This is a genomic window from Methylophilus sp. Leaf414 (assembly GCF_001425425.1).
GTDB lineage: Bacteria > Pseudomonadota > Gammaproteobacteria > Burkholderiales > Methylophilaceae > Methylophilus.
In genome coordinates this window covers 521285-542702 of record NZ_LMQQ01000004.1, presented here as the reverse complement: position 1 = coordinate 542702, position 21418 = coordinate 521285, and the positions used below count along the sequence as shown (strand labels likewise).

Genomic DNA, 21418 nt, shown 5'->3' with positions numbered 1-21418 from the left:
GTCAAATGAAAATTTCAGTGATAACGGTATGCTACAACAGCGCCGATACCATCCAGGACACCATCAGCTCAATCGCCAGTCAGGATTATCCAGAGGTCGAGCACATAGTGGTAGACGGAGGGTCAAAAGATGACACAGTAGCGATGGTGAACACAGCTTCCAGTGTGACAAGATTCGTCTCCGAACCGGATAATGGTATTTATGATGCCATGAATAAAGGCATTGCAATGGCAACCGGTGATATTGTCGGCACACTCAATGCAGATGATTTTTATATTGATAACACTGTATTAAGCCAAGTAGCTGAAGTATTTTCTGACCTCTCTGTAGATGCTTGCTATGCTGATCTAATTTATGTGGATGCAAAAAATACGTACAAGATTGTAAGATACTGGCAATCTAAAAAATATCAGTTTGGGCTGTTTAAAAAAGGATGGATGCCAGCCCACCCTACTTTCTTCGTGCGACGTTACTTGTATGATGAATTAGGTAATTTTGATCTTGAATTTAAAATTCAGTCTGATTTTGAATTAACCATGCGTTTCTTGGAGATTTATCGGATAAATAGTATTTATTTACCAAAAATATTGGTAAAGATGCGTACTGGTGGTGTTTCCAACAACTCTTTAAAGAACATTCTTAAAGGAAATATTGAAGCCTATCGTGCCTGCAAGAAAAATCATTTATTAATTACTCCTCTATTCAACCTGCAAAAAATACTTTCCCGCCTACCACAGTTTTTTAATAGGCCAAAGAGCCATTTGAAATGAAAACTATATTAAAAGTTTATGGGGCGTATGGATCATTCAGGCTTGCCGTCTCATGGCTATTCACGCAAATTTTCTACCATCAGGCTCGGTTGATTCGCTACCCTGTGTATATCAGAGGAAAGCGCCACATTCAATGGGGTAAGGGGTTCACCACAGGCGTTGGATTGAGAATGGATGCTTTTGTTGAAAACGGAATAGCTATTGACATAGGGCATGGTGTTCAATTGAATGACTACGTACACATTGCAGCCATCGAATCAGTAACAATCGGCAATGATGTGTTAATCGCTAGTAAAGTGTTTATCACCGACCATAATCATGGCAGTTATGGCAAGGATGCTCCACATAGCAGCCCAGCAACCCCTCCGGCCAGTCGACCACTTATTTCAGCGCCAGTGGTTATCGGGGACAGGGTATGGTTGGGAGAAAATGTAAGCGTATTGGCTGGGGTAACCATTGGTGAAGGAGTAGTTGTAGCAGCCAATTCAGTAGTTACTCACGATCTGCCTCCAAATACAATTGCAGCAGGGGCGCCGGCGCGCATCATTAAACACTATGATAACGACTCTGCGAGCTGGATTTCAATCTAACAAAATAATTAAAAAACATGTCAGAACCTTCTTCACTACCCAAGGTATTGGTCCTGTTAGCCAGTTACAATGGCTTTCCATGGTTACCAGATCAGATAAACAGCATTTTAAACCAGAGCGGCGTCGATGTTGAACTGGTTATTTCTGATGATCAATCTTATGACGGCAGTGCAGACCTTCTTCATGATTATGCAGGAAGTGAAAGCCGCATCACACTTTTACCGAGTCTAAAAAGGTACGGGAGTGCGGGCAGTAACTTTTATCGCCTGTTGCAGGAAGTTGATATTGAAGGATATGAGTATGTTGCACTCGCTGATCAGGACGACATCTGGTTATCCAACAAACTAAGAAATCAAATAGCATTGATCAAACAGCATCAGGTAGATGCGGTCTCATCCAATGTAGTCGCCTATTGGCCAGATGGGCAACGCGCATTAGTTGATAAGGCACAACCCGCGCGCAAACTTGATTTCTTGTTTGAATCCGCCGGCCCAGGCTGCACATTCTTGATGACCAGGCAATTAGTTAGCAAAGTTAAGGCAGTTTTAAAAGACCCTACCCTGCCCGCCTCATCAGTTGTATTACATGACTGGCTGATTTATGCGATTTGCCGCTCTAGCGGCGGCAAGTGGTGGATAGATTCACGCCCTACTCTTAGATACCGGCAGCATGGAAGAAATGTCGTCGGCGTCAATCTGGGCTTTAGAGCATGGCAAAACCGGTTCCGCCTTATTACCAATAAGTGGTATAGAGATGAAGTTTCTAAACTAGCACTTATCGTCAGAAAACTGTCTGATGACCCCTATATACAATCAGCTTGTAACACATTACTCGGCAGTGGAATCATCAATAAACTGCGCTTGTTGCAATACATGCCTCAATCCAGACGCAATGCCGTTGAACGATTGATTCTTACCACAATGTTGATGATGCACCTTTATTAAGCTGATTTCATGATTAGTAAAAATTCTGCATGGAGCATAGCTGGAAGTGCGGTACCAGCTGCAATCGCGTTATTAGCCATTCCCACGCTATTCTATGCACTTGGCAGTCAGCTATTCTCTATCTGCTCATTACTTATCTCTTTAGCTATCTTCTTTTTTGTGTATGACTTCGGCATTGCCCGTTCTATTACTTATTTTATTGCCAAGTCTGATTTAGATAGTGATCATGTGAATGCGGCTTTTGGTCAGGGCGCTTTATGGGCATGTTTTTTTTCATGTATCGCTGCTTTTTTAGTGTTTTGGACTGCTCCTTGGTTTGTAACCCACTGGCTAACTATAGACCTAGTTTTACATGAACCTATAGTCAAGTCTTTCCGTATTGCTGCCTACGGAATCCCGGCCAGTGTAATTTGTCATGTATTCAGGGGCATTCTCGAAGGTCATTCGAATTTCAAAGCGGCGAACCTCGGAAAAATGGTTTCTGGCGCTAGCATATTTCTGGCCCCATTAATCATGGTCAAACTGAATATATCGCAAATTCAAGACCTTAGCCTTGCAATCACCTGCACGCGTTATGCTTCTCTTGGCCTATATATTTTTTTAGTATGGGACAAGGTAGATTTCAAAAAAGCCTCTATTCGCATTCAAACTCATGAGTCACTCATCAGATATACAGCGTGGGCAGCGATCTCTGGCCTAATCTCCACGCTATTTATTTATGGAGATCGCTTTTTTGTTGCAGGTTATGTTGAAGCAGAAACGCTGGCTATTTATATAGGTTCGCAAGATATCCTCATTCGCTACTTATTAATTCCGTGGTCTATGGCGACCGTGCTATTACCTGTTTTCGCGGCGGGCAAACTGGCTAAAAACGAGGAAAGTAAGTTTTACTTTGCACATCAAAAAAAGATACTGTGGCTTTCCATCATATTTGTAGGGCTGGTTTTGGCAGGAATTGTCTTGATTGACTGGCTAGCACTGATCCATTTGAATCAGCAGGCAAAATTGATCATAAGCCTGCAGGCGATAGGCGTTTTTTTCGCTGCACTCTCCCAAATGCCGCTCATTCTTTTACTTGCAAAAGGTAAGCCCCGTTTGTTGACCTACATTTATGCATTTGAATTTTTGATTTACTTAATGATTGCGCCAATGATACTTTCTTTTGCCAATGGCACCGGGGCCGGAATGTTATGGGCAGGAAGGTTAATTCTGGAATATTGCCTTTTAAGTTATGCAATGAACAAAAACAAGGAAAGCATAAGTGTATAAAAAAATCTTGACCACAGAGTGGTTGTATCTACTCGCAGGTATAGCTGCTTATATTATTTGCGTCAGATTTTCCAAGGACTGGATACATTATCAGTGGTGGTTCGGCTTACTTCAAAATAAAACCTGGCCTACTGTTTGGCAAGAACTAAGTATTTTCCGCGAACCACTTTACAATTTCCCGGTTAAATTTCTTTCGCCATATATTGGCTTTGAAAAAGTCATATTAATTGCGACTATTAGTTTGACATGCATAAAACTTCGCACCCTGCAGAAGATTGTCCCTGAAAGATATGTGGGAATGTTTTTCTATATCTGCCTGTATTGGCTGTTATTAGAAGGCACTCAGTTGCGGGTCGCTTATGCGACTACATTTGCTGTGCTGAGTTTTTATTATTTACAAAACCAGCGTTATTACTTATCGATATTGATGATTGCGATTGCTTCTCAAATTCATTTTACTGCTATTCTTTTCAGCCTGGTTTTTGTCTTGTACTTTATTAAACGCACTGCGCTCTTTACCTTGTGTCTTTTCTTGCTGTGTCCTTTACTTATCATTTTTGAGGTTTCTATTTATGCCTGGCTTGAACAAGGGATTGCTTTTATTAATCCACGCTACTTGTTATATGGAAGTGAGAAAATAAAAGGCCAGAATAGTACAGGGTTGTATATTTACTTTATCGCCTTTTTTTGGACTACTCTGGTGCTAATAGAGTGGAAGTTGAAACCATATTTGCAAGTGGATAGATTTAAACTCGCCATACAAAGGTTGGCCATGAGTGGGGTGATCTTTATGTGCGTATTCCATGACCATGTTGCTCTGGGAGCACGACTGGGAGAACTATTACTCTTTCCATTAGTGATTCTACTAAGCTGGCTGTATTTAGAGTTGCATAGAACTAACAAGCGCTTAACACTACACCTGTTAACCACCATTTTTTTCACCTATTTTATTGCCAGATTCATTTACCTGTTCCCTGACATTACTCAAAATTTACGAGTATGAAATACAATTTAGCATGAACAAATTTCTTATCTCCGGTGCCGGCGGATTTGTCGGCCAGTTTTTACAGCATACATTGACCGGACACCACCAGGCAGTCACACTGAGTCGTGACAATACTGAGGATTTGCTCAGAGCTGAATCTTACCCAGAGGCTTATCAGCAGGTGGACACGCTAATACACCTAGCTGGGCGAGCACATGTCATGCATGAGACAGCTGAAGACATATACCAGGCATATGCTGCAGTGAATATTGATTACACGCTCAAGGTGGCTGAATTGGCACGTCGTCTGAAGATCAAGCGCTTTGTGTTTCTGAGCTCGGTAAAAGTCAATGGCGAGGCCACCCGCCAGCCATTCACCGAAGATGACACGCCAGCGCCATTGGATGCTTATGGCCAGACCAAGTTAGAAGCAGAAATCAAGCTAAAGGAGTTTTGTGCAGCAAATGAGATGGAATTAGTGATCATTCGTCCTCCGCTGATTTACGGCCCTGGGGTTAAAGCGAACTTCAAGCAATTAATTAAACTCTGTTCATTGCCTCTACCTTTGCCTTTTGCCGCTGTGGACAACAAAAGAAGTTTTATCAGCCTGGACAATTTGGCCGACTTTATCGTGTTATGTAGCTGGCACCCCAGGGCAGCTGGTCAGACCTTTCTCATTTCAGATGGTGAGGATGTTTCCACAGCGACATTGATAAAAACCATACGGGAGGTCAGCAAAAAACATTCACTGCTTATCCCTTTGCCGGCTGGGATGCTGACGCTACTATTCAAACTGATCGGTAAATCCAGCCTGGCGTTGCGATTAATGGGTTCGCTGCAGGTGGATATCACTAAAGCGAAAACATTACTAAGGTGGGAGCCAAAAATCAGCTTTCATGAAGGTATTGTACGGACTTTAAAAGAATAAACATGTTGAAAAGACTACTCGATATTGTGCTGACGCTTGGCGGAATAATAGTATTACTGCCGTTCATTGCTATCACCTATCTGTTGGTGAAACTGAGCTCTGCCGGGCCGGCTTTATACTGGAGCCAGCGTGTAGGTCGGGAAAACCAGTTGTTCCTGATGCCTAAGTTCCGTTCCATGCGCATAGGCACGCCACAGATCGCCACCCATCTGATGAATCAGCAGGCTGACCCGGATGTATTTTTGACCCCCGTCGGTAGCTTTATCCGCAAGACCAGCCTAGATGAGCTGCCGCAGTTATGGAGTGTGCTCAAAGGTGATATGTCCATCGTCGGGCCCCGCCCGGCTTTGTTTAACCAGGACGACCTGATCAGCCTGCGCACTGAAAACCAGGTACATACCCTGAAACCGGGCATCACCGGCTGGGCACAGATCAATGGCAGGGACGAGATACCTATTCCGGCCAAAGTGACACTGGATGCCTATTATCTTTCACATCAATCTCTGTGGCTGGATCTTAAAATCATCATAATGACCATAGTCAAAGTATTAAGACGTGATAACATCACGCATTAATGGCTCTTAACAAACGTTTAAAAATGCTCAAACTTCCTGTTCGTTTTTTATCTGTACTTGCCTATTTGCATGATGGCCTAGCCCTCTTGTTGACGTGGTGGATAGCGTTTTTATTTCGTTTTAACTTTGAAGTACCCGGTGATTACAAGGGCTATTTTTTAGAGAGCCTGCCAGCGATTTTTATTTCTTACAGCATTTGCTTTAAAACGTTTGGTCTCTACCGTGGCCTTTGGCGGTTTGCCAGCCTGCCTGATTTGAAGCGTATCGTACGCGCAATCGCATTTGGTGCCCTGCTCACTGCCAGCTTCGCTTTAATAGTGCACCCTTCGATCATCATTCCAAGATCAGTCCTGTTTATTCACCCGATGTTGCTAGTGATTATGATGGGTGGGAGTCGTTTTCTATATCGCTCATGGAAAGAAAGACGTTTATTTAACACCGTTGCCGCGCAGGGCAAGCCAGTTATCGTGATTGGGGTAGAAGACAGTTCATTTAATTTGATTAAAGAATTAAGCAAGAGCCCCGAATGGCGAGTGGTAGCGATGATAGACCCTAATGGCAAGCTGGTGGGTCGCGAGATCATGCATACCAAAGTGGAAGGTAGCTTGCAGGATATCCCTGAAATTGCTCAGCGCTATGGCTCATTACATTGCATGATTGCGATGCCTGGTAGCCGGCATGAGAAACGCCGTCTGGCAGTGGAGGCCGCACGGCAGGTCGAAGGCATGGAAGTCTTAACATTACCAGCCATGTCAGACCTGATCAGTGGCCGCGTCAGTTTATCGCAAATCCGTAAAATTGATGTCGAAGATTTGCTAGGACGCGATGTAGTGCAATTGGATAGTCATGGCTTGAGTACCATGCTGGCTAATAAAGTGGTATTGGTGTCAGGCGCTGCTGGTTCGATTGGCTCCGAGCTTTGCCGTCAGATTTTGAGCTTTCATCCTGCACAATTGATTTGCCTGGACATTTCCGAATATGCTCTTTACACGCTGCAGCAGGAGTTCAGTCAGTGGTCTACCGATACCGAGCTGGTCTATGTCGTGGCCGATGTGAAAAACCGTGTACGTATCCAGCGTGTGTTGCAGAACCATCAACCTGATGTGGTGTTGCATGCCGGTGCTTATAAACATGTGCCTATGATGGAACACTTCAATGTGGTGGAAGCGTTACAGAATAATGCTTATGGTACCTACCAGATCGCTTCAGCCTGTCAGGCGGCCAGGGTGCCTACCTTCGTGCTGGTTTCAACTGACAAAGCGGTTAATCCAACTAATGTGATGGGCGCTAGCAAACGTCTTGCAGAATTAATTTGCCAGGGTTTGCAGCATAAGGAAAAATCCGTGACGCGCTTTATTACAGTGCGTTTTGGTAATGTGCTGGGTAGCAGTGGTAGTGTGATTCCCAAATTCCGTGAACAGATTGCACATGGCGGGCCCATTACCATTACCCATCCAGATATTACCCGATATTTTATGTCTATCCCTGAGGCGGCACAGTTAGTGCTACAAGCTGCCACTATGGGCAACGGCGGCGAAGTATTTGTGCTGGATATGGGCACACCGGTGAAAATTATAGACCTGGCACGCGACATGATTAAATTGTCTGGCCTGCAAGAGCACGATATCCGCATTGAATTTACCGGCCTGCGCCCTGGCGAGAAACTCTATGAGGAATTACTTGCCGATGACGAAAATACGTTGCCGACCAGCCACGAAAAACTGCGCATTGCACAGGCCCGTACGGTTGATAGCGTTTGGTTAGCCGACCTGCTGGAGTGGTTAACCAATAGCCCGCATCTAGCTGAATCGCAACTCAAGCAGGACTTGCAACGCTGGGTGGAAGAATACCAGCCTGACAAGCGTCCGGCACCGAGTATTTCCTTGCGTGGCGACACACTGTCCTTGGATACACTGCCTTCCCCTTCGCAACAGATTCACTGATTTTTACTTACATGCTCACAAGTCAGTATCGCCTGTGAGCATGTGCTTTTATTTACGCATCAAGCTTAGTCTATGGTTTGATGTCGTTTACAATGTCGGATCGATTTAACAACCTCTGCTGCAGTCCCCTTTATGCCTCATATTACGCTTGATAATGCTAGCCTAGCATTTGGTCATCACGCCCTGCTTGCACAGGCTTCATTTCAGTTAGACCCAGGCGAACGCGTCGGATTGATTGGCCGCAATGGTGCTGGCAAGTCCAGTCTTCTCAAAGCCATTGCAGGTACCATCAAACTGGATGACGGCACTGTTTGGCGCGCACCAGGGGTACGCATTGTTTATGTGCCACAAGAACCTGAACTGGATAATGCGCACACAGTTTTTGAAGCGGTGGCAGAAGGCTTGGGCAGCTTGCAGCAAACCATCATTGACTACCACCAGGTGACGCATGATATGGGTATGCCGGATGCCAATATTGAAGCGCTGATGGAACGCATGCAGGCATTGCAGCATGAAATGGATGCGCAAAATGGATGGGTAGCGCAATCACGGGTTGAAACCGTGCTCAGCCGCCTAAAGCTGGATGCAGATGTATTGGTCTCCACGCTTTCCGGTGGCTGGCGTAAACGTGTAGCCCTTGGGCGTGCGCTAGTGGCAGAGCCTGAAGTGTTATTACTGGATGAGCCGACCAACCATCTGGACCTCGAAGCCATCGAGTGGCTGGAAGACTTGTTACTGGGGTTTAACGGTAGTGTGTTGTTTATCACCCATGACCGCCGTTTCCTGGACAAGCTGGCGACACGCATTACCGAACTTGACCGTGGCAACCTGACCGACTTTGTCGGTAATTTTTCACAATACCAAATTAAAAAAGAAGAGCTGCTCGCGGTAGAAGAAACCCATGCTGCCAAATTCGATAAATTTCTGGCACAGGAAGAAGTCTGGATCCGCCAAGGCATTAAAGCACGCCGCACGCGTAATGAAGGGCGCGTGAGAAGACTGGAAGCACTGCGCCTGGACCGTGCTGCCAGGCGTGAGCGTCAAGGCGACGTCAAACTCAACCTGGATGCGGGTGAACGCAGCGGTAAACTGGTGGCAGAGCTTGATCAGGTCTACAAGTCATATGGCGATAAAACATTGATCAAAGGGTTCAGCACCCGTATTTTACGTGGCGATAAAATTGGTTTGCTCGGCCCGAACGGCATTGGCAAATCCACGCTGTTGAAGCTTATTCTAGGTGACATTGAAGCGGATAGTGGCGACATTCAGCGTGGCACAAAAGTGAATGTTGCTTATTTTGACCAGATGCGCGAGCAGCTGGATGAAGAAGCGACATTGGCCGATACCATTAGCCCAGGCTCGGACTTTGTCGAAATTGGTAATGAGCGTAAACATGTCATCAGCTACCTGGAAGACTTCCTGTTCCCGCCACAACGCTCACGCTCACCGGTGAAATCACTTTCCGGTGGCGAACGCAACCGTTTACTATTGGCGCGCCTGTTTGCCCGCCCCGCCAATGTCCTTGTACTGGATGAGCCGACAAATGACCTGGATATAGATACGCTGGAACTACTGGAGACCCTGTTACAGGATTATACAGGCACTCTTTTCCTGGTGAGCCATGACCGGGCCTTCCTGGAAAACACTGTTACGCAAGTGATTGCGTTTGAAGGACAAGGGAAATTGACGGAATTTGGTGGCGGATACGATGACTGGTTAAGATTCAGCCAGGATCTCAATCAAAAACCCGCTGCAACGCAAAAAGCATCGACCACGCCAGCATCAGCACCCATGCCTAAGGAAACGACAAGAAAATCTTTGAGCTTTAAGGAGCAACGTGAGCTCGAGACCTTGCCTGAAGAGATTGAATTGTTAGAGCAAGAGCAATCAGACATTCAAGCACAATTAGCGCAGCCTGATATTTATAAACAGACACCAGAGCTAGCGAAAACCCTACAGGAAAGACTGAGTGAAATTGAAACGTTAGTCATGCAAAAGCTGCAGCGTTGGGAAATACTGGAAAGTGCGCGTTAATCCAGTTCTATTTAACGTTGGCTTCATTTAATTACACTGCCATCTCGACAATAAAAAAGCCGAATTATACCGATTCGGCTTTTTTATGAAATCTTAAACTAAACAGAGAAGCTTGCGCGTGAACTATTGCCACCATGCGCCTGACCGTTTTTGCCGTACAGCTGTGTGTTATTTGCGGCTTTACCTTGCAGGGCATCCAGTTTTTCCTGGTTGCGTTGAAAATGTTTATTGATCAGCACACCATTCAGGCGATTGAGCTCTTTCGCTTGCGCCAATTGCCGCTGGAAATTTACCCAGGCATCATCGATGGTAGGGCTGGAAAGCAACTCAAGCCATTTGGACATCCCATTCTCATTGGCTTCAAATCCTGCCGCCGCGAGTGCTGAGTAGCGTTGGTTGGCTGCTTCACCCAAGGCTTGCAGGAGCCCTACCCGCTTGTCTACCATTTGCTCAATGATATCCAGGTCGGCAGAGATCAATGCCGTTTGCTCGTTATGCAAATCGTTAACCAACTCGGCCACCAGGGTGGCATCTGCCTCAAAACTAATGGCCGGAACTGAAGTTCGATCTGCATGACTCATAGCATCATCCTTTATTCGGTTTTATTAAATCTTTAACTGTTTGTAGCAAACCATCCGCCACTTTGGCGGTGTCTACCGAGAAATCGCCACGGGCAATAGCCGCTTTGATTTCATCTACTTTATTAGTGTCGAAAACTTCACCGTTTGCCAAACCGGCTTCCAGTGATTGCAACTGCACCGAAGCTGCAGACAATGTCACATTATCTGTGCTGGGGTTGCCGGAAGCGCTGGTAGTTTTTTCGCTACTTTTGCTATTAGTGCTTTTATCTAGCACTGGTTTATCAACGGTACCAAGTTTTTTAATAGAGTCTGAAATGTTCATGCCGCACCTCTGCTTCTGTTTGTCTGGATGTAAGGGTGTCGAAAACCCTCAATTGTTAACAGTACTATCGGCATAGTTTAAGCGAACTTTAGCGCTGAATATACTTTTTATCTCAAGTTTATGATCAACAAGCATTTTTAGCTTTAAAAGTTGTGGCGCAGACTAAAAACGTACATCTACTTTCCCTGAAGCTTGCGCGACACCTTTAATGATCTGGCCATTACTTACCTTCACATCTACCACCTGGCCAACGTTGGCAGTTTGCATGGCGGTTCCATCTGCAGAGATCACAAATCCTTCACCACGGCTGTTTAACTGAACCATTTGTCCCTGCATGATGACTGGCATTGCTTTGAGCAACTCTGGTCTAAGCACTGTACCCAACGGCATATTCAATGATGCTTTTTTACCTTCCAGCATAGAGACATCAGTAATAATCCCTGCAGGTAACTTGGTGATATCACCGGTTTGCATCACGATATCTGATGCTTGCACGGGTGAACCCTGGCTGACCGGCAAACCAATCACCGCATATTCGCCCCATACTTGCACATCCGCTTGTACATATAGCGTCCACGGCTTGGTTGCTGATTGCAAACAGCGCACCCCAATGTGCGTTTTACCCCACAAGCGTGCGCCCTGCACGTTAAATCCTTCCATCAGGTCACAGTCCGCGATACGGATACGGTTATCCAATGGCTGGATTTCAATATTCACTTTACCTGGATAGCCCTGCGTCTGACCTTGCACATACTGCATCACCGTCTGATAAACACGCGAGTGCATATCACTCGCAGCCGGCAATGCCAGCCGCTGGTTAGCGGCAACCGCAGCATTCGGCAAACGATCGGCGGCTTGCACGTGGCAAGCAAAAAGCCAGATCAGGCCTGGAATCACTGGAGCAAAAATGGTAAGCAGACGAGGTTTCATGGAGTCTCATTCTACGCACGGCAGATGTAAATGATTGATGAAATAAAGGGTATTTCACCCTCTTAATCCAAGAATGATTATTGTCTTCGCCGCGTACACTAAGCACAGCTAGTAAAAGTCATGTGTGCGTGAAAGCAGGCCCGCTTATCAGGGTTAACGACGGCAGATGGCAAAACTTTAAATGACCTTGAGATTTCTGTCGGGGAATGCCCGGGAAAGGAAAAGACGATGATCAATAAACTGGATGCTGCGTTTAGTTTTCACCAGACAGCGCTGCGCGTGCGCAATCAGCGCCAGGAATTGCTTGCTTCGAATATTGCCAATGCCGATACCCCGCAATACAAGGCACGTGACCTGGATTTCAAGTCTGCCATGCAAGCAGCCTTGCAACCTAATACAGGCACAGGCACTGCCCAACAACCGGCCGGGCTTTTACAACAAACCAATGGCGCACATCTGAAGGGTAGCGCAGGGAATGGGCTGACCGGATCCAGCGACGTGCTGTTCCGCTCTGTGCTGCAAGGCTCAGTGGATGGCAACACAGTCGATATGGATGTGGAACGTAATGCTTACGTAGATAACGGCATCCGTTATGAAGCCAGCCTGACCATGATGTCTGGCCAGATTAAAAAAATGCTGTCGGCCATTACGGGCCAGTAAGAATAAAGGAGCAAGCATATGTCTTTATTTAATGTATTCAAGATTTCCGGTTCTGCGATGAGTGCACAATCTCTGCGGCTGAATACCGTCGCCAGTAACCTGGCCAACGCGGATAGCGTCGTCAGCTCAGACGGCAAGCCTTATCAGGCCAAACAGGTGGTATTTAAAGCGGTGCAGGATGCTGCCACCAACTCCAGCACGGTACAAGTTGACCGTGTGATTGAAGATACCAAGCCAGGCAAAATGGTCTACGACCCCAAAAACCCGATGGCAAACAGCGATGGCTATCTCACCATGCCTAACGTCAATGTCACGGAAGAAATGGTGAACATGATTTCAGCTTCACGCGCTTACCAGAACAACGTGGAAACCATGAATGCTGCCAAATCCATGCTGCTCAAGACACTCAATATCGGTCAATAACCTTATATAAGGATTTTTAACATGACAACCGTCAATACAAACCAGGTATCGCAGGACATTCTTGATGCGGTCAACAAGAAAAACAGTTCTAAAGGCAGCAACGTTGATGAAGCGCAAGACCGCTTTATGACACTGCTGGTGACGCAGATGAAAAACCAGGATCCATTGAACCCGATGGATAACGCGCAGGTGACCAGCCAGATGGCGCAACTGAACACCGTAACTGGTATCAACAAACTAAATGAAACCATGAGCAGCCTGATCAGTAGCGTGCAACTGGGCCAATCCTACCAGGCTACCAGCATGATAGGCCATAGCGTTCTGGTGTCAGGCAATAACCTGACCCATGCTGAAGCCGGTGGCTATTTTGGTGTCAACGTGCCTAACGGTGCAGATACCGTGTCAGTGAATATCAAAGATGGTGCCGGACAAATTGTACGTACCCTCAGCTTTGGCAAACAGGAAGTGGGCGTGAATGCCTTAAGCTGGGACGGCAAAAACAATGAAGGCGTAGTGGCCCCTAGCGGCAATTACACCTATGAAATCACCGCCAAGATTGGCGATACCACAACCACCAGCTCTGCACTCAGCCTGGCGCAAGTTCAAAGCGTGTCCAACAGCACCAGCGGCATCAAGCTTAACTTGAGTAACAACACGGCAGTCGCAGTCTCTGACGTCGTCGAAATATTCTAATTTGTCTATTAATTTTATTTACAGAATTTAGTCTTTCTCCAGGAGATCACATCATGAGTTTTCAACAGGGTTTAAGTGGCTTGAACGCAGCTTCCAAACAATTGGAGGTGATTGGTAACAACGTATCTAACGCCAACACCGTTGGCTTCAAGCAATCACGTGCCGAGTTTTCGGATATGTTCGCCGCTTCACTGATAGGCAGTGGCGCAGCACAAATTGGTATTGGTACCAAACTGGCGGACGTAAACCAGCAATTTACCCAGGGCAATATCACCGCTACCAACAATACCCTGGATATCGCCATTAACGGCGGTGGTTTCTTCCGCCTGAGCAACAACGGCGCTGTGACATATACCCGTAACGGCCAGTTCCAGATGGATAAGAATGGCTATATAGTCACTAGCGATGGCAAGCGCCTGATGGGTAATCCTGCTGATGCCCTTAACGGGTCTTCTCCTGTTGAGTTGCAGATTGATACCAGTGATTTGAAACCGGTCACGACTACCGAAATCACCGGTCAATATAACCTGAACTCGGAAAGCCCTGCCATTGACCAGACAGTCAGGCCTTTTGACCCACAAGATCCGCTGAGCTATACCAACGCTACCGCGATCAAGGTATATGACGACCTGGGTAATGCTCACAATATCCAGAGCTATTTTGTAAAAACAGCCGCTAACACATGGCGTCTTTACACCACAGCTGATGGTACCAACATCACGCCGGCGCCAGTGCCAGTAATGAACTTCTCCGGTACCGGTGTGTATGACACTGCTACTTCAACAGTTGGCAACATCACTTTCACACCAACCACTGGTTCCGGTCCTGTGACTGTCGCGATGGATTATTCCAACAGTACGCAATATGGCGCAACCTTCAGCGTGAACAAACAGACGCAGGATGGTTATACCTCCGGCCGTATTGCCAGCTTCACAGTGGGTGATGACGGTGTGATCCTGGGCCGTTATACCAATAACGAAACCAAACAACTAGGCCGCGTTGTGCTGGCCAACTTTGCCAACCCTAACGGACTGGTATCCCTGGGCGGCAACCAGTGGCAGGCAACTAACGAATCTGGAGCTGAACTGATTGGCTCGCCAGGCAGCAGCACCATGGGTGTATTGCAATCTTCTGCCCTGGAAGACTCAAACGTTGACCTGACCGGCGAGTTAGTAAATATGATCACTGCACAACGTATTTACCAGGCCAACGCCCAAACGATCAAGACCCAGGACCAGGTATTACAAACCCTGGTCAACCTGAGATAAGTAGCGCACTGACTTTAAGCTGAATCTTCACTATTGAATGACTAAGGAGCTGGTATGGATCGCCTGATTTACACTGCAATGACAGGGGCAAAACATATTCTGGAGCAACAGGCCACGACTGCCCATAACCTGGCAAACGCGACCACTACCGGTTTCAAGGCGCAGGTAGACAGTTTCCGCGCGGTACCGGTACTTGGTGATGGTTTGCCTACCCGCGCTTTTGTCGTCGATGCGACGGTAGGTACCGATTACAAATCCGGTGCCATCCAGCAGACCGGCCGTGACCTGGATGTAGCCGTCACCGGCGAAGGCTGGATCGCAGTGCAGCGTGCCGATGGCTCTGAAGGTTATACCCGCAATGGCGCATTGAAAATCAATGAAAACGGCCAGCTGCAAACTTCTACTGGCCTCAATGTGATGGGTGATGGTGGCCCGATTAGCATCCCGCCGGACTCGGCGATTGCGATTGGCAAGGACGGCACCATTTCAACGGTGAGCAATTTAACCACGCCTAGCCCCAGCACCATTATCGGCAGGATCAAACTGACTAACCCCCCACCTGCCAGCATGAAGCGTGCTGACGATGGTGTATTTGTCACGGAAAATGGCCGGCCAGCACCTGCTGACGCCAATGTGACCGTGGCAGGCGGCGCGCTCGAAAGTAGCAATGTCAATGTAGTTGAAACCATGGTCAATATGATCAGCCTGGCGCGCGGTTTTGAAATGCAAATGAAGATGCTGGAAAACGCGCAAAACAACGCTGGAAAAGCCGATCAACTCTTCAGTTTGAATGGCTAAAGTCTGTCATATTATTGACGGTATGAACAAGGGTTTTCACCCAAAGGAGTAAACGATGATACGCTCATTATGGATTTCCAAAACCGGTCTGGATGCGCAACAAACGCAAATGGACGTTATTTCACACAACCTGGCTAACGTCAGCACCAGTGGCTTCAAGAAATCACGTGCAGTATTCGAAGATTTGCTCTACCAGAACATTCGTCAGCCTGGCGCACAGTCCTCGCAGCAAACCCAGCTGCCTAGCGGATTGCAACTGGGTACAGGTGTGAAACCCGTAGCCACCGAGCGCATTTTCACCCAGGGTAACCTGCAGCAAACAGATAACAGCAAAGACGTCGCCATTCAAGGTAACGGCTTCTTCCAGATCCTGATGCCGGATGGCAGCACTGCTTACACACGTGATGGTTCTTTCCAGATGGATGCGCAAGGCCAACTGGTCACCTCCAGTGGCTTCCCGGTACAACCGGCAATCACCATTCCTGCCAATGCACAATCATTGTCCATTGGCCGTGATGGCGTCGTGTCGATCACAACGGCGGATTCAACGGCATCTACACAGATCGGCCAAATCCAGCTGGCAACCTTTATCAACCCGACCGGCCTTCAATCCAAAGGTGAAAACCTGTATGTGGAAACCACCGCTTCAGGTAACCCGAATACCAATACCCCAGGCTCCAACGGTGCAGGGTTGTTACAACAGAACTACCTTGAAACATCCAACGTAAACGTTGTCGAAGAACTGGTAAGCATGATCCAAACCCAGCGTGCTTACGAAATTAACAGCAAGGCCATTACAACCTCTGACCAGATGTTGCAAAAACTGTCACAGATGTAATTTTTGTTTGAAGGTTGGCATCATGCATAAAACGTTTATCAGCTTATTGTTTTGCCTGGCAATCGCCCAGCTCCTTGGCGGTTGCTCAGTGACGCCTTCTACCATCGTACAAAAACCTGAAACACCACGCTCCACTTTGGCTCGTCCCGATGCGCGTACCGAAGGCGCTATCTTCAATACTGCAGGCTATCGCCCATTGTTTGAAGACCGCAGGCCACGTTATGTGGGTGATATCCTGACTGTGCGTATTACAGAAAATACTACCGCTAACAAAGCGTCTGACAACGGCCAGAGCAAAGATGGTTCAGTGGGCGCTTCCATTACCGGCCTGTTTGGGCATAACGTGCCTAAATCAGCCTTTAATGCAGGCTCTGCATTATCCTTTAAAGATAAAGCCAGTGCTGATGCCAGCAACACTTTCAGCGGCTCTGTCACCGCGACTGTGGTCGATGTGTTACCTAATGGCTACCTGGTCATCAGCGGCGAAAAACAAATCGGCTTTGACAAAGGTACCGAATACGTCAGGTTTTCCGGTGTGGTTAACCCGGATACCATTACCATCGGTAATGAAGTACTTTCTACCAAAGTGGCAGACACACGTGTTGAGTATCGCTCCAGTAGCAAGATTGATGCTGCCGAAGCGTTCTCCATCTTCTCCCGCTTCTTCCTTAGCATGATCCCGTTATAGGAGAGTTGAACATGCCAAGCCTGTTTAACACATTCACCCGCACTGCCACGCAGCTACTTAACCTGATACTGGTATCGGGTCTGGTGCTTTCAGCGCCTTTAGCGCATGCAGAGCGTATCAAGGACATTAGCAACATTCAGGGCGTACGCGCCAACCAGTTGATCGGTTACGGTTTGGTGGTAGGCCTGGATGGCACCGGTGATATGACTACGCAAACGCCATTTACCGTACAAAGTATTATCAGCATGATGAACCAGATGGGTATCACTTTGCCGCCTGGTACCAACCTGCAACTGAAAAACGTCGCCGCCGTGATGGTGACCAGCTCCCTGCCCGCTTTCGCCCAACCAGGCCAAACGCTGGACGTCACTGTGTCCTCCATGGGGAATGCCAAGAGTTTGCGTGGCGGTACATTGCTGATGACACCATTAAAAGGTGCTGATGGGCAGATTTATGCCATGGGCCAGGGTAACCTGGTCGTTGGCGGCGTCGGTGCTGCAGCGAATGGCAGCTCGGCACAGATCAATCACCTGAGCGTGGGCCGTATTTCAGATGGTGCCACGGTTGAACGTGCCCTGCCTAACACGTTGCTGAATCAGGATCTGGTCAAACTCGAACTGAAGGAAAGTGATTTCTCCACTGCCAATAATGTGGTGGAAGCCATCAACAAGAAATTTGGGCCGATGACTGCACAGGCTGAAAGCGGCCGCGTGATCCAGGTGCGCCCACCGGAAACCATGAGCCGTGTCTCTTTCCTGGCTAACCTGGAAACTATCAACGTGGCACTGGCCGCAACACCAGCCAAGATCATCATGAATGCACGTACCGGATCCGTGGTCATGAATAAGGCAGTGACGCTGGATAGCTGCGCTGTTTCTCATGGCAACCTGTCTGTGGTCGTCAATACTTCACCAGTGATTTCACAGCCTGGCCCGTTCTCGAATGGCCAGACCGTATCCACTGCCATTTCCGAGATCAATATCAATAAGGAACCTGGCAAAGTACTCAAATTGAATAATGGCGCCAACCTGGCTGATGTGGTCAAAGCGCTGAATGCAATTGGCACCACACCGCAAGACCTGCTGGCGATTTTGCAGGCGATGAAAGCCGCTGGCGCGCTGAACGCCGAGCTTGAGGTTATCTAAGCGAGATTGCCATGCAACCACGTGTCGATCCTAACAGTCTTGCAATAGATGGCAGCGCACTGAATGGCCTGAAAAACGCCAAAAGTGACTCACCGGAAGCCATTCGCGCCGTCGCCCGTCAGTTTGAAGGCGTGCTGATGAACATGATGCTGAAAAGCATGCGCGATACCGTGCCGCAAGATGGCATCACCGATAACGAACAGAGCAAAATGTTTATGGGCATGCTGGACCAGCAGCTCACCACACAACTGAGCCAGAAAGGCATGGGCCTGACTGAAGTACTGGTCAGGCAATTGAGCAAGTTCAGCCCCAAACCAGCCGAAGACACTGAAAAAACCAAAACACAACTGCATGGCACCAAAAATGATCTGGTGAATGGGCTTTCTTCCAGCAATCCCTCTTTGAATAATCTGGCCTCTAGTGGCACGGCTTCGGGCAAAGCTGTATTGATGCAAGCCGCACAAAAAATCCGTGATGCCTACCAGCAATGGGAAGCTACCAAACCTGAAACTGCTAGCACCGATAATGATACCGCCTGGGCGCGCGGCATTCCTGAACTGCCACCATTGATGGAAGAAACGCAGGAAAATGCGAAAAACTTCACATTGCTTCAAGCTGCACCGTTAGCGTCGGCCATGAGCGAAGTCGCCAGCAAAACCCAGCAATTTATCCAGCGCATGTTACCGCATGCCCAGGCTGCCAGTAGTGATTCCGGTATCCCGGCTAAATTCATGATCGGCCAAGCCGCACTGGAAAGTGGCTGGGGAAAACACGAAATCAAGACCACTAACGGTGTGAATAGTCATAACCTGTTCGGTATCAAAGCGGATGCCAGCTGGAAAGGCAAAGTGGCGAACAGTGTCACTACCGAGTACATCAACGGCGTCAAGGAAACCCGCGTAGAAAAATTCCGCGCCTATGACAGTTACAGTGATGCCTTCAAAGATTATGCAAAACTGATTTCACAAAATCCGCGCTACGAAAAAGCCATGAATAACACGCACGATGCCAGCGCTTACGCGCATGAATTACAACGTGCGGGTTACGCCACAGATCCACAATACGGCAAAAAACTGACTCAGGTGATCAAGCATCTGCAAAGTTAGTATGAAGGGAACACGGGATCATTGATCGATCGAGATGTAGTGCAAGAAGCACGGAACGCTGAAATATCTAGCATAAGTTATAAAGCTAGGTTTCGAGTACCGGGCAACGCAGCAGTTCGCTCGCACAGACATTTATTCCCTGTTTACTAAAGAATTAGAAAAAACTGCCGTTAGGCTAAATAACTGTAACTTTACATACGTGTCGAACACTCTGCAGGGTGCAGGCACATGAGGACTCCAACATTATGTCCAACATATTGAATATCGGCAAAAGTGCATTAAACGCAGCCCAGATCGGGATTGCCACCACTGGTCACAACATTGCTAACGCGTCTACCCCGGGATACACCCGACAGGTGATCGTGCAGGCGGCATCACAGGCGCAAAACTTTGGCTATGGCTTTGTCGGCCAGGGCACGGATATCACCGGTATCAACCGTGTCTACAACGAGACGCTGGCTAAACAGTTGCTGACGACCACGTCAACCAGCAACGCCAGCTCTGCCTATTACAACAGCATCAATGAAATCAATGGCTTGCTCTCGGACGCCAATGCCGGTCTGAGCCCGGTCATGACCAAGTTTTTCAGCGCCATCAGTGCGGCAGCTGCTAACCCGACCGATGTAGCGACAAGGCAGACAGTGATCTCTTCTGCAAACTCATTGCTGAACCGTTTTTCGGCAATGAACTCCCGTCTGGACGATATACGCCAGAGCCTGAATACCCAGGTGTCGGCCAGTGTGACCAGCATCAACAGCTACGCAACACAGATTTCGCAATTGAATCAGGTCATCGAAAAGGCAACAAGCACCACGGGCAACCCTCCTAATGACCTGCTAGATCAGCGCGACCTGCTATTGTCCAAGCTCAGCGAGCAAGTCAAGACAAACGTCGTCAAGCAGAGCAATGGCAACTATGATGTTTTCATAGGCAATGGTATGCCGTTAGTGGTCGGTGATGACACTTATCAGCTTTATACTCAGGCCAACCCTACCGCGCCTAATCGCCTTGAGATTGCTTATGGCGATAGAAGTGCGCCGAAAATTATCGATGGTTCATCCCTGGGTGGTGGCTCTCTGGGGGGGCTACTGACATTCAGAAATGAAACCCTGGATTCCGTCCAGAACCAGATCGGACAACTGGCCGTCACGCTGGCCACCCAATTCAATGAAATGCAGCAACAGGGTTATGACCTGAATGGTAACGCCGGGGTTGCTTTATTTAATGTACCGCAACCTGTCGCTACCAGCAGCACCAGTAATATAGATAAAACCAAGCAGGCGACTGCCACTTTCGTGCCTGGGCAATCACAGCAGGTCACCAGCAGTGACTACACGCTGAAATATACCGGTGGCCAGTACAACATTATCCGTAACAGCGATAAAGTGGTGACCAGCACTGCTACCCTGCCCATCACGGTGGATGGCATTGAATTCAATGTCAACACGAGTACTCCGGTCGAAGGTGATGAATATATGATACGCCCCACCCAGGGTGCGGCGAGCAAGATCACGCTGGCGTTTGATGATGTTGAAAAACTGGCGCTGGCTGAGCGTATTGATGCCAACGGCAATGTGATCGCTTTCAAAGGCGCCGGTGACAACGGCAATGGCCTGCGTTTAGGCAAGCTGGCGGATTCCGCCAATGTACGCATGCTGGGAAGCAACGGTAATCGTTCATATGCACAGGCTTTCGCCCTGATGGTCAGCGCGGTAGGTACCAAAACCAACGAGATGATGGTGACCAGCAAGGCAGATGCTTCTGCCCTTGAAAATGCGACCACGGCGATGCAATCGGAATCCGGTGTCAATATCGATGAGGAAGCCGCCAATTTATTACGGTATCAGCAAGCCTATCAGGCCGCCGGCAAAATGATGCAAATCGCCAGCCAGTTGTTCGATGTACTGCTGCAATTGGGTCAGTAATTA

22 protein-coding genes are annotated in these 21418 nt (G+C 47.9%); 19 read left to right on the top strand and 3 right to left on the bottom strand.

What is annotated here, in order from left to right; all coding sequences use genetic code 11:
- Positions 1–5 precede the first annotated feature (5 nt).
- From ASG24_RS11480 to ASG24_RS11440, 9 genes are all read left to right on the top strand, one after another.
- Positions 6–770, top strand: coding sequence for a glycosyltransferase family 2 protein (locus ASG24_RS11480; RefSeq protein WP_055871496.1), 765 nt, complete (start codon positions 6–8; stop codon positions 768–770).
- Positions 767–1360 (top strand): DapH/DapD/GlmU-related protein, encoded by a 594-nt coding sequence (locus ASG24_RS11475; RefSeq protein WP_055871493.1) that lies wholly within the window; start codon positions 767–769, stop codon positions 1358–1360. Before ASG24_RS11480 ends, ASG24_RS11475 begins: the two co-directional genes overlap by 4 nt.
- A gap of 17 nt (positions 1361–1377) precedes the next feature.
- The gene (locus ASG24_RS11470) at positions 1378–2304 is read left to right on the top strand and encodes a glycosyltransferase (RefSeq protein WP_055871490.1); all 927 of its coding nucleotides are present in this window, start codon (positions 1378–1380) and stop codon (positions 2302–2304) included.
- Between the two features lie 9 nt (positions 2305–2313).
- Positions 2314–3573 carry an oligosaccharide flippase family protein gene (locus ASG24_RS11465; protein ID WP_055871485.1) on the top strand — a complete coding sequence of 420 codons (1260 nt, stop codon included), beginning with the start codon at positions 2314–2316 and terminating at the stop codon, positions 3571–3573.
- The gene (locus tag ASG24_RS11460) at positions 3566–4576 is read left to right on the top strand and encodes an EpsG family protein (protein WP_055871481.1); all 1011 of its coding nucleotides are present in this window, start codon (positions 3566–3568) and stop codon (positions 4574–4576) included. The genes ASG24_RS11465 and ASG24_RS11460 overlap by 8 nt, the downstream gene beginning before the upstream one ends.
- 13 nt (positions 4577–4589) lie before the next feature.
- Positions 4590–5486 (top strand): NAD-dependent epimerase/dehydratase family protein, encoded by an 897-nt coding sequence (locus ASG24_RS11455; protein ID WP_055871478.1) that lies wholly within the window; start codon positions 4590–4592, stop codon positions 5484–5486.
- A gap of 2 nt (positions 5487–5488) precedes the next feature.
- Positions 5489–6061, top strand: a complete 573-nt coding sequence (locus ASG24_RS11450; RefSeq protein ID WP_055871475.1) for a sugar transferase — start codon at positions 5489–5491, stop codon at positions 6059–6061.
- Positions 6061–8004: a nucleoside-diphosphate sugar epimerase/dehydratase gene (locus ASG24_RS11445; protein WP_082488082.1), complete on the top strand. Its 1944-nt coding sequence runs from the start codon at positions 6061–6063 to the stop codon at positions 8002–8004. The genes ASG24_RS11450 and ASG24_RS11445 overlap by 1 nt, the downstream gene beginning before the upstream one ends.
- A gap of 132 nt (positions 8005–8136) precedes the next feature.
- Positions 8137–10038: an ATP-binding cassette domain-containing protein gene (locus tag ASG24_RS11440; RefSeq protein WP_055871472.1), complete on the top strand. Its 1902-nt coding sequence runs from the start codon at positions 8137–8139 to the stop codon at positions 10036–10038.
- A 98-nt stretch (positions 10039–10136) separates the two neighbouring features.
- Here the strand turns inward: ASG24_RS11440 and ASG24_RS11435 are convergent, their stop codons facing one another.
- The 3 genes from ASG24_RS11435 to flgA form a co-directional block, all read right to left on the bottom strand.
- The gene (locus ASG24_RS11435) at positions 10137–10619 is read right to left on the bottom strand and encodes a flagella synthesis protein FlgN (protein ID WP_055871469.1); all 483 of its coding nucleotides are present in this window, start codon (positions 10617–10619) and stop codon (positions 10137–10139) included.
- 4 nt (positions 10620–10623) lie between these two features.
- On the bottom strand, positions 10624–10941 hold the full coding sequence (gene flgM / locus ASG24_RS11430) for a flagellar biosynthesis anti-sigma factor FlgM (RefSeq protein WP_055831052.1): 318 nt from the start codon (positions 10939–10941) through the stop codon (positions 10624–10626).
- A 162-nt stretch (positions 10942–11103) separates the two neighbouring features.
- Positions 11104–11871, bottom strand: a complete 768-nt coding sequence (gene flgA / locus ASG24_RS11425) for a flagellar basal body P-ring formation chaperone FlgA (RefSeq protein ID WP_055871465.1) — start codon at positions 11869–11871, stop codon at positions 11104–11106.
- A 228-nt stretch (positions 11872–12099) separates the two neighbouring features.
- Between flgA and flgB the strand changes: the two genes are divergently transcribed.
- From flgB to flgK, 10 genes are all read left to right on the top strand, one after another.
- Positions 12100–12531, top strand: a complete 432-nt coding sequence (gene flgB / locus ASG24_RS11420) for a flagellar basal body rod protein FlgB (protein WP_055871461.1) — start codon at positions 12100–12102, stop codon at positions 12529–12531.
- Positions 12532–12549: 18 nt separating this feature from the next.
- On the top strand, positions 12550–12954 hold the full coding sequence (gene flgC / locus ASG24_RS11415) for a flagellar basal body rod protein FlgC (RefSeq protein WP_055831046.1): 405 nt from the start codon (positions 12550–12552) through the stop codon (positions 12952–12954).
- 21 nt (positions 12955–12975) lie between these two features.
- Positions 12976–13647, top strand: coding sequence for a flagellar hook assembly protein FlgD (locus tag ASG24_RS11410; RefSeq protein WP_055871458.1), 672 nt, complete (start codon positions 12976–12978; stop codon positions 13645–13647).
- Positions 13648–13700: 53 nt separating this feature from the next.
- Positions 13701–14915: a flagellar hook protein FlgE gene (flgE, locus tag ASG24_RS11405; protein WP_055831043.1), complete on the top strand. Its 1215-nt coding sequence runs from the start codon at positions 13701–13703 to the stop codon at positions 14913–14915.
- A gap of 54 nt (positions 14916–14969) precedes the next feature.
- Entirely contained in the window at positions 14970–15713 is a 744-nt protein-coding gene (gene flgF / locus ASG24_RS11400) for a flagellar basal-body rod protein FlgF (RefSeq protein ID WP_055831041.1), read from the top strand.
- 55 nt (positions 15714–15768) lie between these two features.
- Positions 15769–16551 carry a flagellar basal-body rod protein FlgG gene (flgG, locus tag ASG24_RS11395; protein WP_055871455.1) on the top strand — a complete coding sequence of 261 codons (783 nt, stop codon included), beginning with the start codon at positions 15769–15771 and terminating at the stop codon, positions 16549–16551.
- A 22-nt stretch (positions 16552–16573) separates the two neighbouring features.
- Positions 16574–17239, top strand: a complete 666-nt coding sequence (locus tag ASG24_RS11390; protein WP_200934481.1) for a flagellar basal body L-ring protein FlgH — start codon at positions 16574–16576, stop codon at positions 17237–17239.
- An 11-nt stretch (positions 17240–17250) separates the two neighbouring features.
- Positions 17251–18384: a flagellar basal body P-ring protein FlgI gene (locus ASG24_RS11385; protein ID WP_055831037.1), complete on the top strand. Its 1134-nt coding sequence runs from the start codon at positions 17251–17253 to the stop codon at positions 18382–18384.
- An 11-nt stretch (positions 18385–18395) separates the two neighbouring features.
- Complete coding sequence (flgJ, locus tag ASG24_RS11380; RefSeq protein WP_055871450.1) at positions 18396–19490, top strand: flagellar assembly peptidoglycan hydrolase FlgJ; 1095 nt, start codon at positions 18396–18398, stop codon at positions 19488–19490.
- Between the two features lie 245 nt (positions 19491–19735).
- A complete protein-coding gene (gene flgK / locus ASG24_RS11375) occupies positions 19736–21415 on the top strand; it encodes a flagellar hook-associated protein FlgK (protein WP_055831033.1) in 1680 nt (559 codons plus the stop codon).
- Positions 21416–21418: the final 3 nt, after the last annotated feature.

Coding starts and splice junctions, on each gene's coding strand:
- ASG24_RS11385 (WP_055831037.1), top strand. CDS start 17,251: ATGCCAAGCCTGTTTAACACATTCACCCGCACTGCCACGCAGCTACTT.
- ASG24_RS11480 (WP_055871496.1), top strand. CDS start 6: ATGAAAATTTCAGTGATAACGGTATGCTACAACAGCGCCGATACCATC.
- ASG24_RS11390 (WP_200934481.1), top strand. CDS start 16,574: ATGCATAAAACGTTTATCAGCTTATTGTTTTGCCTGGCAATCGCCCAG.
- ASG24_RS11475 (WP_055871493.1), top strand. CDS start 767: ATGAAAACTATATTAAAAGTTTATGGGGCGTATGGATCATTCAGGCTT.
- flgF (WP_055831041.1), top strand. CDS start 14,970: ATGGATCGCCTGATTTACACTGCAATGACAGGGGCAAAACATATTCTG.
- flgB (WP_055871461.1), top strand. CDS start 12,100: ATGATCAATAAACTGGATGCTGCGTTTAGTTTTCACCAGACAGCGCTG.
- ASG24_RS11440 (WP_055871472.1), top strand. CDS start 8,137: ATGCCTCATATTACGCTTGATAATGCTAGCCTAGCATTTGGTCATCAC.
- flgM (WP_055831052.1), bottom strand. CDS start 10,941: ATGAACATTTCAGACTCTATTAAAAAACTTGGTACCGTTGATAAACCA.
- flgK (WP_055831033.1), top strand. CDS start 19,736: ATGTCCAACATATTGAATATCGGCAAAAGTGCATTAAACGCAGCCCAG.
- ASG24_RS11445 (WP_082488082.1), top strand. CDS start 6,061: ATGGCTCTTAACAAACGTTTAAAAATGCTCAAACTTCCTGTTCGTTTT.
- flgC (WP_055831046.1), top strand. CDS start 12,550: ATGTCTTTATTTAATGTATTCAAGATTTCCGGTTCTGCGATGAGTGCA.
- ASG24_RS11470 (WP_055871490.1), top strand. CDS start 1,378: ATGTCAGAACCTTCTTCACTACCCAAGGTATTGGTCCTGTTAGCCAGT.
- ASG24_RS11465 (WP_055871485.1), top strand. CDS start 2,314: ATGATTAGTAAAAATTCTGCATGGAGCATAGCTGGAAGTGCGGTACCA.
- ASG24_RS11435 (WP_055871469.1), bottom strand. CDS start 10,619: ATGAGTCATGCAGATCGAACTTCAGTTCCGGCCATTAGTTTTGAGGCA.
- flgJ (WP_055871450.1), top strand. CDS start 18,396: ATGCAACCACGTGTCGATCCTAACAGTCTTGCAATAGATGGCAGCGCA.
- ASG24_RS11410 (WP_055871458.1), top strand. CDS start 12,976: ATGACAACCGTCAATACAAACCAGGTATCGCAGGACATTCTTGATGCG.
- flgA (WP_055871465.1), bottom strand. CDS start 11,871: ATGAAACCTCGTCTGCTTACCATTTTTGCTCCAGTGATTCCAGGCCTG.
- ASG24_RS11455 (WP_055871478.1), top strand. CDS start 4,590: ATGAACAAATTTCTTATCTCCGGTGCCGGCGGATTTGTCGGCCAGTTT.
- flgE (WP_055831043.1), top strand. CDS start 13,701: ATGAGTTTTCAACAGGGTTTAAGTGGCTTGAACGCAGCTTCCAAACAA.
- ASG24_RS11450 (WP_055871475.1), top strand. CDS start 5,489: ATGTTGAAAAGACTACTCGATATTGTGCTGACGCTTGGCGGAATAATA.
- flgG (WP_055871455.1), top strand. CDS start 15,769: ATGATACGCTCATTATGGATTTCCAAAACCGGTCTGGATGCGCAACAA.